The 12,349-nt window shown below is 35.3% G+C and carries 12 protein-coding genes; all 12 read right to left on the bottom strand.

The annotated features are described in order from the left end of the window. Window positions 1-42 precede the first annotated feature (42 nt). Window positions 43-306 carry a DUF1292 domain-containing protein gene (locus WMO38_RS10150; protein ID WP_021866081.1) on the bottom strand — a complete coding sequence of 88 codons (264 nt, stop codon included), beginning with the start codon at window positions 304-306 and terminating at the stop codon, window positions 43-45. A 47-nt stretch (window positions 307-353) separates the two neighbouring features. Next, window positions 354-794 (bottom strand): Holliday junction resolvase RuvX, encoded by a 441-nt coding sequence (ruvX, locus tag WMO38_RS10145; RefSeq protein WP_021866082.1) that lies wholly within the window; start codon window positions 792-794, stop codon window positions 354-356. A 1-nt stretch (window position 795) separates the two neighbouring features. Continuing rightward, window positions 796-1,053 carry an IreB family regulatory phosphoprotein gene (locus WMO38_RS10140; protein WP_021866083.1) on the bottom strand — a complete coding sequence of 86 codons (258 nt, stop codon included), beginning with the start codon at window positions 1,051-1,053 and terminating at the stop codon, window positions 796-798. 162 nt (window positions 1,054-1,215) lie between these two features. Next, entirely contained in the window at window positions 1,216-1,905 is a 690-nt protein-coding gene (locus WMO38_RS10135) for a DUF4956 domain-containing protein (protein WP_349162545.1), read from the bottom strand. Next, window positions 1,842-2,651 carry a polyphosphate polymerase domain-containing protein gene (locus tag WMO38_RS10130; protein WP_349162544.1) on the bottom strand — a complete coding sequence of 270 codons (810 nt, stop codon included), beginning with the start codon at window positions 2,649-2,651 and terminating at the stop codon, window positions 1,842-1,844. Before WMO38_RS10130 ends, WMO38_RS10135 begins: the two co-directional genes overlap by 64 nt. Before the next feature lie 178 nt (window positions 2,652-2,829). After that, window positions 2,830-3,726, bottom strand: coding sequence for a mechanosensitive ion channel family protein (locus tag WMO38_RS10125; protein ID WP_186837015.1), 897 nt, complete (start codon window positions 3,724-3,726; stop codon window positions 2,830-2,832). Then, complete coding sequence (locus tag WMO38_RS10120; RefSeq protein WP_349162543.1) at window positions 3,727-6,099, bottom strand: GlgB N-terminal domain-containing protein; 2,373 nt, start codon at window positions 6,097-6,099, stop codon at window positions 3,727-3,729. Between the two features lie 11 nt (window positions 6,100-6,110). Then, entirely contained in the window at window positions 6,111-6,959 is an 849-nt protein-coding gene (locus WMO38_RS10115) for an alpha/beta hydrolase (RefSeq protein ID WP_349162542.1), read from the bottom strand. An 18-nt stretch (window positions 6,960-6,977) separates the two neighbouring features. Continuing rightward, window positions 6,978-8,210: a DUF1015 domain-containing protein gene (locus WMO38_RS10110; protein WP_349162540.1), complete on the bottom strand. Its 1,233-nt coding sequence runs from the start codon at window positions 8,208-8,210 to the stop codon at window positions 6,978-6,980. A gap of 43 nt (window positions 8,211-8,253) precedes the next feature. Continuing rightward, window positions 8,254-9,828: a methyl-accepting chemotaxis protein gene (locus tag WMO38_RS10105; protein WP_349162539.1), complete on the bottom strand. Its 1,575-nt coding sequence runs from the start codon at window positions 9,826-9,828 to the stop codon at window positions 8,254-8,256. Window positions 9,829-9,971: 143 nt separating this feature from the next. Next, window positions 9,972-11,135, bottom strand: coding sequence for a phosphoglycerate dehydrogenase (locus tag WMO38_RS10100; protein WP_349162537.1), 1,164 nt, complete (start codon window positions 11,133-11,135; stop codon window positions 9,972-9,974). Continuing rightward, entirely contained in the window at window positions 11,135-12,220 is a 1,086-nt protein-coding gene (gene serC / locus WMO38_RS10095) for a 3-phosphoserine/phosphohydroxythreonine transaminase (RefSeq protein WP_349162535.1), read from the bottom strand. Before serC ends, WMO38_RS10100 begins: the two co-directional genes overlap by 1 nt. Between the last annotated feature and the right edge of the window lie 129 nt (window positions 12,221-12,349).

Raw genomic sequence — 12,349 nt, 5'->3', positions numbered from 1 at the left:
TTCTTCACATATTAATTAACAGCATGCTGTTAACACGCTGTTTTATTCAATATCTATATCTTCAAGAAGCTCAGCAAATATTTTGCTCACTCCCTCAAGTTCTTCATCATCTTCCACAAATTCATATGCTGCCTCAGGATCAGCACTGTCAGAAACATCTTTTAAAATGTATGCCTCTGCTTCCTCGTCATCCTCATCCTGTGAATCTGTAACTAAAATATAATTATATCCATTGACTCTTGTCTCTTCAATGATATAGAATTCCACTTCTTCATTATCATCTGTCACAAAATTAATCTTTTCCATTTAAAATCCCTCTTCTTATTATTAACAATCCCTGTCTGAATCTGCTATTACTGTTCCCCTGCATTATTATTGGCAATATAATCAAGATAGCTCTGCAAAATAACACATGCAGCTATTTTATCTATTACAGCTTTTCTGTTCTCTCTTCTGACACCACTTTCAATAAGAACATGTTCTGCCGAAACGGTACTTAATCTCTCATCCCACATAACTACAGGAATACCTGTTCTTCTTTCAAGTTTATCTGCAAAATCCTTACAGGCCTCTGCTCTTTCTCCAAGTGTATTATTCATATTCTTCGGAAGACCGACGACTATCTTTGTAACTTCATACTCTTCTATAATTGCTTCAATTCTTGCCAGTGTCTGTCTTAACTTATTCTCTTCCTTACGTGTAATAGTCTCAACGCCCTGTGCTGTAAGTCCGAGTGCATCACTCACTGCAACTCCAACAGTCTTTGTTCCATAATCTAATCCGATAATTCTCATTCTACAGACCTTTTCCGGCAATAAAATACCTTATTACTTCTTCAACAAGCTCGTCTCTCTCAACTTTCATAATAAGGCTTCTCGCATTATTATGGCTTGTAATATATGTTGGATCGCCTGACATAATATATCCCACAATCTGATTAACAGGATTATATCCTTTTTCCTTTAAAGCAAGATAAACCTGCTCCAGGATTCCTTCTACTGATATTGTTTTTTCTGGTTGTGCTTTAAAAAATTGTGTATTATTATCTATCATATTCCTCACGTCCCTTTCGTATATGTATCTATAATATACTAATTTTTGATATAAGACAAGTATTTTATAGATAAATTTTTTATAAACCTCATGTTTGTGCTGGGACTTTTCCCTTCCATATTAAAAAGCGTGCTGTATTTCTCACACACCACGCCACAGAATTTAATTAAGATTATTATTGTCATTTTCTGCTACAGAAAGACTTATATTCAGATTTCCATTTCTCATTCTCAGATTATCAATAAATTCTTTTTCATTAACCCTATCTTTAACCACAACATTATATGAAAGTTCAAACATAGTTCCCATATTTGTTGTCTTGACTTTCCTAAGTTCCGCTTTTTCAGTAAATTTATTCATAACATCATCAAATACATCGCTGTAATTAAGCGATTCAGGAATTGTAATCCTCAGCTGCTTTATATCTGTATGCGGCTGGGCAAAATTAAATACTGTAAGCAGAATTAGAATAACTACCATTATCACAACAAATACACATGCAAATGTAACATATCCAAGCCCACACGCAAGCCCGGATGCCATAGCAAAGAAAACTATTGCTATATCTTTCGCACTTCCCGGCACACTCCTGAATCTTACAAGAGCAAATGCTCCTGCCATTGAAAATGCTCTTGCAACATTGCTTCCTATCAGAAGGATAACTGCTGCCACTATTGCCGGAAGAATAACAAGTCCTATTATAAAATCCCTGTTATATCTTTCTTTCCTGCACATAAACATATATGCAATACCAATTATCAGTCCCAGCAATACTGCTGTTCCTATTCCTAACATTGATGTGCCAATACTGATTGTATTGTCTGTTGTTGCTGTAAAAATTGATTCAAACATACAAATTCATCCTTTCTTTTTAAATTTTCCATAATATACTGCTTGTATTCCGTTCCATATTTTGAAAATGAAACAGGATAAATATCATATTCCGACAATATCTTTGTGAACCATATCGGAACTGCTTTGTTAATTTTTATTTCCATCAGGAACATATTTTCAGGAATAATCTTTTTACCATAGCTTCCAAGTTCCAGCCTTACATCATGCCTTCTTGTTGTAATATCAGTATCAAATGTAACCCTGAAACTACCGTCATTTTTTTCAAAATATGCCATTCTTTCATATGAAAGATACAGTTTAGGCTGCAAATTATAAAAATGTTTAAAGTAATCAATCTCTCCTAAAACCTGTCTGTTGATTCTCTCATTCTTTTTCTCAAGCATTCCGGCAGTAATTTTCCCATCAAGATAATCATATGCATCACCAAGCTTAATCCCTGTTCTTCTTTTATTGACAATTCCATTGTATTTTTTCTTTATTTCAACAAAAACATTGTCATCAATTCCAGGAACCCCATAGCTTCTCACACGCATTTTTTCTTTATATGCCGGTTTTTCAATCGAAGCACGTATAAGCCTGTCATCCGGAGTATCATAATAAATATTGCTTATCATATAAAATTTATTATCTTTGTTATAAGCATCCACCTCCATATGGCTGCTCATTTTATTTATTACCGCCTCATATTGTTCTTTATCAAGCATATATTTTTTTTCGTATCTGTTAAAGACTTCAATCGCCATATTCTCCTCTCCTTTCGTTTGGATTTCTTTTATGTATTAAATTGTAAAAAGGTTTTGTGTCCAAATTATGTAAAAAGTAAGTAAAGAATATGAAAAAAATGAACCGGCATCAGCAATTTTTATACTGATACCGGTCATGTGATCTGTCTTTTATTTAGTTATATTACTATCCAAGATATTACTGTTTAAGAGTAACATCCAGCTGATTAAATGGAATTTCTATTCCGTTTTCATCAAATACCTGTTTGAATCTTTCAAACAATATAAACCTTGTGTCCCAATAAGCGTCCTGGCTGACCCATGCACGTGTCTCTATTGTAACACAGCTTGCATCAAGCGATTTAACTATTACATTAATCTCTTTTTCTTTGTCTATCGAAGGATAATTTTCAAGAATCTCTCTAAGAAGTTTCTTTGCTTTTGTAACATCACTTCCATATCCTATGCCAATCTGCATATCAAGCCGCCTGATTCCTTCTACACCGACATTTACTATGTTGGAATTTGATAATGCACCATTTGGCATCATCACAACTCTGTTATCAATTGTCTTTAATTTTGTATACAGCATATCTATTGATACCACTGTACCCTCGCAGCCACCTGAAACTATGTAATCTCCAACCCTGAACGGATGAAATATCATAATAAGAATTCCTCCGGCAAAGTTTGCAAGACTTCCCTGAAGAGACATACTCAGTGCAAGTGCCGCCGAACCGAACACAGCTATAAGTGAAGCTGTCTGGAAGCCCAGAATATCAAGTACCATCATAACCATAACAGCATAGCAGACGAATCTTAAAACAGAATTGATAAATTTTATCACACCATTCTCAAATCCTGCTCTCTCAAGTGCCTTTGAACATATTTTAAGCAGCCATTTCATTACATGTTTGCCGACTTTCCACAAAATCAACGAAAGAATTATCTGGAAAATCTTATCGGCAGTCCATTTCACAGCTTCGTTAAACAGCTCAGTAAGATTGTCTCTTGAAAAGAATGCCTGTGCTTTTTGAGTAGTCTCTGCTACCGAATCATCAACAGCACTTAATGCAAAACAATTAAAATTAATCATTTATTCACCCTGTTTTTCTTCCATTTTTTTTAGTTCTGCAAGCTTCTTTTTAGCATTTTCATCTATTTTAATGCATGCTATCCTTGCTTCTTCTGCTTTTTTTGCAGCTTCTTTTTCTGCTTTTTCGGCTTCTTTCGCCGCTGCAAGTGCAATTATTTCAGCCTCTTTTGCCTGCTTTGCACGCTCTATCGCAGCATCTTTTACAGCCTTCGCTTCATCGGCTTCTTTTTTTGCAAGCATAAGTGCTTCTTTTGTTTCTTTTTCTATCTTAATACGCTCTTTTTCTATTTCTGTATATGGCTCATAAGTATAAAGTGAAATACCAAGAGGTTTTAAATCAACAAATACTGACTCATCTTTTGAATTCCAATTGTGTTCAGACGACTCATAAACAACTGAATCATTCAAAACATCTGTATATTTTCCAGCTTCATCAACGCCTATGCAGAATTCTTTCCTTTCAACAGGCGTAAAATTAACAGCTCCGATAACAGATTGTCCCGATTCATCACGCCTTAACACAGCAATAACCGTCTCTTCTGCGGATATATCATCAGCCCATTCAAAACCTGACGGATTATCATCACATTCATAAAGAGCTTTTGTATTGCGGTATAAATTATTCATCTGTGCCACAAATTTCTCGACTCCGCTGCATTCTTTTATATTAATAAGCTTTTTCCCCGGATGGAAATACATGTAACCAAGTGCTGTTTTTACATGATTAAGCACATCTTCACCATTATCCGGAACTATATCTTTTAAAATTCCTTTTTCCCAGCCATATCCGTTTCTTGAAAATCCTATAATAAAATCATCACTGTACTGATATAACATACTGTATGTAAGTCTGCCATATATTCCTTTTCTAAATAGTGGATCCATCTCTATAAATGGCACAAGCTCTTTTTTCCAGCCATCATTCCACTTATAATCAAAGCCCAGACCTCCGTCTGCAATATCACCTGTAACAAATTGCCATCCGCTTGATTCCTCGGCTGCAAGAATTGTATTTTTTTGCAGTGAATCAACCATTTTTCTTACATTCTGAATAAATTCAACCGCATTAATATTTTCTTTTCCACCATAAATATTCGGAATCCATTCTCCCGGTTTTCTGCCATAATCAAGATAAAGCATAGACGCAGTCTCAGAAAACTTCAATCCATCAACATGATACTCTTCAATCCAGTATCTTATATTAGACATCAGAAAACTTCTCACCTGTGGTTTTGAATAGTCAAATGAAGCAACATTTAATTCCGGATGATTGTCAAGATTGGCTTTTCCTGTATCATAAAGGTGCGTTCCGTCAAAATATACAAGACTATATTCACCCTGACTCATAAATGCACCATTCCAGTCTATGATAACACTGATATTTTTCTTATGCATCTTATCAATAAATGCCTTTAACCTAAGGCCTCCAACCTCACAATTTACAGCATAAAAATTTATTGTCTCAGCCGATGATCCATTTCTTACAGCACAGACATTCATTATCTCAACACAGTTAAATCCCAGTGCTTCAATTCTGTCTTCAATTGTATCATCTTTTAAATCAAGAATGTCAATCTCACATATACTAAGCGGTTTATGTTTCGTATCTTCCTGTTTCCAGCCTGCATCAGTCCACTTGAAATTTTTCTCTTCAGGATTAACTCCTGCCAGTGATGCATAAATAACGTCATTAGAAGCGGACTGTGCATATGGGTCTGCCTTTTTTACAACCTGTCCGTCTTTTAACTTTATTTCATAACAGTATGGTGTTTTGGGCTTCATATCTGGTATAAACAGGAAAAATACCCCTGTATCATAATCCTTTTCCATCTGGAACACTCGTCCGTCCCACTTGTTGAAAGCCCCGATAACACTGACTCTTCTGGCATCAGGTGCCCATATTCCAAAAATCATTCCACTGATTCCATCGACAACTGCTTCATGACTTCCCATGTATTTGTATGCATCCTGTGCATTGCCTGTCATAAATTTATTAATATTATATTCACTCTTGCCATTTTGGGAAATTTTAAGCAACGCCTGCATACATTCATGCCTGCCATATGAATATATATCTTTATATTCTGTTTTTTTACCATATACATCTTCTTTGACAAATGTATATGAAACTTTTTTTCTACCTGGAAGCAATACGGCAAAAAAACCTGCCTCATCCATTTTTTCCATTGGATAAAGCTTCTTTCTTCCATCAACTCTTACATTCATCTCCACTGCATCAGGTGCAAATGTCTGTATAAGAAATCCATCTTTACATATACGTCCACCAAGCAGTTCCATCGGCTCATCGCATTCAGAATATACAACGCCTTCAATTGAAGGCCAATCCATTAAATCATATAATCTATTCCCCATATTTAACCCCATCAGATATTTTTTTCAACCCATGTTTTAAAAAGTTCTGTCCAGACATATACTTCCGGCTCAAAATGTTTTCCGTCCTTTGTATCAGTCTCTTTCGTTCCAAGTCCAAGTCCATGATTTCCATTAGGGAATATATGAAGTTCAAACGGAACTTCTGCTTTTTTTAAAGATTCTGCAAAAAGAAGTGAATTGTCCACAGGTACGTTTCCATCTGAAAAAGTATGCCACAGAAACGTCTTTGGCGTATTACTGCTGACACGTTCCTCCAGCGAAACAGACTTCACAAGTTCATCATATCTGTCTCCCAGAAGTCTCTCAAAAGACTTTCTGTGTGCCTTAGGTCCTGATGTTATAACAGGATATCCTAACAACAGTCCGTCCGGTCTTACTTCTTTTGGACTTACATGAAGTACATTCTGAATAAAATCTGCAAGTTCCGGCTGATCATACATTGTCGCAAGACTTGCTGCAACATGTCCGCCTGCCGAAAAACCTGCAATAATAATTTTATCCGGATTTATATCCCATTCTTTTGCATGATTTCTCACATAATTAATTGTATATGCTGCTTCATATAATGCACATGGGAATTCATCCGGCATAAGGCTGTATCTTAAAACCACTGCGTTATAGCCAAAATCAAGCATTTTTAATGCGACAGCTTCACCCTCACGCGGTGAATGATGCTCATATCCACCGCCCGGACATATTATAACAAGCGGCCTTTCAAATACATTCTGATACTCCGGATACATTTCTTTTATATAGGTTGTAAAAACAGCGTCCGCACCTTTGTGCTTTATACCAAGTTTTTCATAATCAATATCTATTTTAATATTTTCGTGTATCATAAAACAGCACACCTTTCATTATATCCTGTGAATAAACAATCCACTTCTTAATTTTGGTTCAAACCATGTTGACTTTGGCGGCATTAACTTTCCTGCATCAGCAACGGCAAAAAGTTCTGCTATAGATGTTGCATACATAGAAAATGCAACTACACAATCCTCCCTGCATCTTTTCTCAAGTTCTGAAAGTCCTCTTATTCCACCGACAAAATCAATTCTCTTATCTGTCTTTGGATCACCTATTCCAAGTACAGGTGCAAGCAGATTGTCCTGCAAAACCGCAACATCAAGTCCATCAACCGGATCGTCTGACATAATATCTTTATGTGCTGTAAGCTTGTACCATTTTTCACCAAGATACATACCAAATGTTCCTTTTTTATCAGGTGATACCTGCTTATCACTCTCAGCTATATCAAATTTTTCTTTAATCTTATTTAAAAATTCTTCCTGTGTATATCCATTCAGATCTTTAACAACCCTGTTATATGGAAGAATCATCAATTCTTCATCAGGAAAAAGCACGGACAGAAAATAATTAAATTCTTCATTACCTGTATATCCCGGATTTTCCTGTCTTCTCTTCAATCCTACTTTTACTGCAGAAGCTGCTCTGTGATGTCCGTCAGCAATGTAAACAGAATCAATTCCTTCAAATGCCTTTCTAACATTTTCAACAAGTGTTATATCTGTCATTTTCCAGACCTGATGGCGTATTCCGTCAGGAGATATAAAATCATATAATGCTTTATTCTCCTTAGTCTTTTTTACAGCATCATTTATTACACTGTCAGCTCTGTACGCCAGGAAAATAGGTCCTGTCTGGGCACTTAATGTATCAACATGTGTTATTCTGTCAACTTCTTTATCAGCTCTTGTATTTTCATGTTTCTTTATTACATTATTAAGATAATCATCAATAGATGCACATGCAACTATACCGGTCTGTGTTCTTTTGTCCATTGTAAGTGCATATATATAATATGTCTTATCTGTATCTGTTATAAATGTTTTATCAGCCAGAGCTTCTTCAAATAATTCTTTTGCTTTTGCATAAACTTCAGGAGCATATGTATCTGTAGAATCATCAAACTGTGTCTCTGCTCTGTCGATTTTAAGGAAAGACAACGGCTCTCTTTTAACCTCACAAACAGCTTCCTGTCTGTTGTATACATCATAAGGAAGTGCTGCTACTCTTTCTGCATCTTTTTCATTAGGTCTTACACATTCAAACGGTTTAATTAATGCCATTACTTTTCTCCTTTTCCTGCTTATAATTATTTTTCTTTAAAAATCAGGCATTAAGTTTATCAGTCAATACCTTCAATTCATTAGATATAGATATGATTTCATTTATTGTTGCATTGTTTTGCTCGCTTACTGCAAATGTATCACTTGCATGGGCCGCAACTTCTTCTGTGATAGCCGAAACAGTTGAAACGCTGTCAACAATCTTCTTATTAGCTTCACTGAGTCCATTTACAATATTTGTAAGTGATTCGGCATTAATAAGAATTTTTCCTGTATTATTTTCAATTATTGAAAAGCTTGCTGCTGTTTCTTTTGTAGCAGCATCCTCTTCCTTTATCATCTCAACCATCTGACCCGTAACATCTACAACATTCTTAATTACATCTGAAATATTTGTAATCATGTCTGTAATTTTTACAGTTGCATTCTGTGTCTCATCTGCCATTTTTGAAATTTCGGAAGCAACAACTGCAAAGCCTCTTCCTGCTTCCCCGGCACGAGCTGCCTCGATACTTGCATTAAGTGCCAGAAGGCTTGTCTGTGATGTAATCTCAGTAATAATATCAACAATTGAATTCATCTTTGCCATATCGTCATTAAGAAGCGAAAGCTGCTTGGTTACAGCATTGCCCGATTCAACTGACTCATTAACTTTATTAACAAGCATTGCCACATTCTTATTGCCTGCATCTACTGCTTTTTTGGTATCATTTATGCTATTTGTGATTTCTTGTGAACCATTCTTTACATCTTCAACTTTATTCTGGATATTTTCAGTCATTTCAAGCTGTTTCTGTACAGCATCCGCTGTATCTGTTGAACCTGTATTTACTTCTGCCATAGCTTCCCTTGTCGCATTAATAGCTTCACCAAGTGATAAAATCTTGCTGTTTACATTTTCAATATCAGCAGCCATTTTACCTGAAACTTCCATTGTATTATTAAGTATTCTTTCTGTTTCGCGGCTCTGTTTCTCAATCTGTTTTAATTTTACTAAGCTATTAATTTCAAGTGTTTTTGATGTATACATACAGTAAAGTGAAATCAATATAATAACAAGCACCTGTATCTCAATTGATGCAGTATCGCTCATTGTATATGTTCCGTTTGCAAGAAATACTACAACCTGTGCAATGTTAATAATTATAACACCTGTATTAATAGGAATTGAATATTTATAATCATTATATACTGTGATTGCTATAAGCATTGGAATTACATATGTAAATGCAAGTTTATTATTTGTGGTAAACATTATGAAAATATAAAATATTGCAAAGCCATATCCTATAAGATGCTTTATATGCGTTGAATTCTTATCTTTTTTATATACAATCCACTCCGCTACAGGTGAAGCAATTCCTATTACAATAGTAAACAATACATATAATAATGTCCTGCTTCCTTTTGCAAATTCAGCTAAATATGCAACACCTATAGCAGCTGAAACTATAGTATGGCATACTATTCCGACTTTGTTACATCTCGCCATCTCAGACTGTGACTTAATCTTATCTACAATCTTATCTAAACCTTTCTTTGCAGTTTCCTGTATCTGTTCATGCTTCGCATTAAGCTTTTGAGATTTATCCTGTATTTTTTGCTCTATTGCTCCCATATATAACTCCTCCTTGTTATTCATAAGAAAATACATAAATATATTTTACAACAAAATACGCTATAAATAAAGAAAAACGGATGAAAGAAATATTTTAATTTTCAAACATCCGTTTTTTAATTACAATAAACAATTGCAAAATATTACTTTATAACTCTTACCTTAATAACACCTTCAATAGATGCAAGTTTGTCAACTACTGTCTCAGATGCAGACTCACTTATATCAAGCATTGAATATGCATAGTCACCTCTTGACTTATTAGCCATCTCTTCAATGTTAATACTTTCATCACCCATAACAGATGTAATCTTGCTGATTATAGCAGGTACATTCTTATGGCATACAGCTACTCTGCCGGCTGATGTGCATACACCCATGTCACATGCAGGATAGTTTACAGAATTAACTATATTACCATTCTCAATGTAGTTACGAAGCTCTTTTACAGCCATAATTGCACAATTATCTTCTGCTTCTGCTGTTGAAGCACCAAGATGAGGAAGAACAATTGCACCTTCCATTCCAGCTGTAACAGGGTTAGGAAAATCTGTTACATACTTCTTAACTCTGCCAGACTTTAATGCTTCACCGATTGCTTTCTCATCAACAAGTACATCTCTTGCACAGTTGATAATAATAGTTCCGTCCTGCATCATATCGAATGCTTCTTTATTAATCATTCCCTTTGTACTGTCAAGTGCCGGAACATGAACTGTAATGTAATTACATTCTTTATATATATCTTCAACATTGACAATATGTTTAACTTCACTTGAAAGATTCCATGCTGCATTTACTGAAAGATATGGATCATATCCGTATACTTCCATACCAAGTGCAATTGCTGCATTGGCAACAAGCTGTCCAATAGCACCAAGTCCGATTACACCAAGCTTTTTACCTTTGATTTCCTGACCTGCAAATGCCTTCTTGGCTTTCTCTGTAGCCTTTGCAATATCAGCATCATCCTTATTTGCTTTAACCCATTCGTTACCGCCGATTAAATCTCTTGATGCAAGAAGCATTGCTGCAAGTACCTGCTCTTTAACAGCATTGGCATTAGCACCCGGTGTATTAAATACAACAATACCCGACTCAGCACATTTATCAAGAGGGATATTATTAACACCTGCACCGGCTCTTGCAATTGCAAGAAGATTATCACCAAGTTCCATATCATGCATTTTAGCACTTCTTACAAGTACTGCCTGTGCATCTTCAAAACTGCTTTCTGTATTATAATCATCTGAAAACAAATCAAGACCAACTGACGCAATATTATTTAAGCAATTAACGTTTACCATTATTTTGTATTCTCCTTTTCAAACTTCTTCATGAACTCAACAAGTTTCTCTACACCTTCAATTGGCATAGCATTGTAGATAGAAGCTCTCATACCGCCAACAGTTCTGTGTCCTTTAAGATTTACAAAACCTGCCTTTGTTGCTTCTTCAACAAACTTAGCATCAAGTTCTTTATCTCCTGTTACAAAAGGAACATTCATAAGTGAACGATCTTCTTTTACAACTGTTCCATTGAAAAGCTTGCTCTCATCAAGGAAATCATAAAGAATCTTTGCTTTCTTCTCATTGTGTTCTTTCATAGCTGAAAGTCCACCCATCTTCTTAATCCACTTAAATACCTTGCCACAGATATAAATATTATAGCATGGAGGTGTATTATAAAGTGAATCAGCATCTGCCTGTGTCTTCCATTTAAGCATTGTAGGAGTTCCAGGAAGAACATCATCTGTAATTAAATCCTCTCTTATAATTGCGATAACAACACCTGCTGGTCCGATATTTTTCTGAACGCCGCCATATACAACGCCATACTTTGTAACATCCATAGGTTCTGATAAGAAACAAGATGAAACATCAGATACAAGAATATGTCCCTTTGTATTAGGAAGTTTCTTATATTTAGTACCATAAATTGTATTATTTTCGCAAATATATACATAATCTGCATCTTCTGGAATGTCAAGATCTGAACAATCCGGGATATATGAATATGTTTTGTCTTCTGAAGAAGCAACGGCAATTGCATCACCATAAATCTTAGCTTCCTGGTATGCTTTCTTAGCCCACTGTCCTGTTATAATATATGCTGCTTTCTTATTCTTCATAAGATTCATAGGAACCTCTGCAAAGAACTGCGACGCACCGCCCTGAAGGAATAATACCTTGTAATTATCCGGAATATTCAACAAATCTCTTAAATCAGCTTCAGCTTCTTTAATGATATTGTCGTATACTTTGGAACGATGGCTCATCTCCATAACTGACTGGCCGCTTCCCTTGTAATCAAGCATCTCTGCTGCTGCTTCCTTCAATACCTCTTCCGGTAATACTGCCGGACCTGCGCTAAAATTATAAACTCTTGCCAATTTCTTCCTCCTATTATTCAGCCTGTTGAAATCACTATTATAAAATATGTCTCAACTAAGCTTTTAATTTAATAATTAATAGACATTTTATGACAATCTTTATTGTATGTCAACAATTCATTCTCTATT

This window comes from Lachnospira hominis (ex Hitch et al. 2025), from assembly GCF_040096395.1.
Taxonomy (GTDB): domain Bacteria; phylum Bacillota; class Clostridia; order Lachnospirales; family Lachnospiraceae; genus Lachnospira; species Lachnospira hominis.
This window is presented reverse-complemented; position numbering and strand designations above follow the sequence as displayed.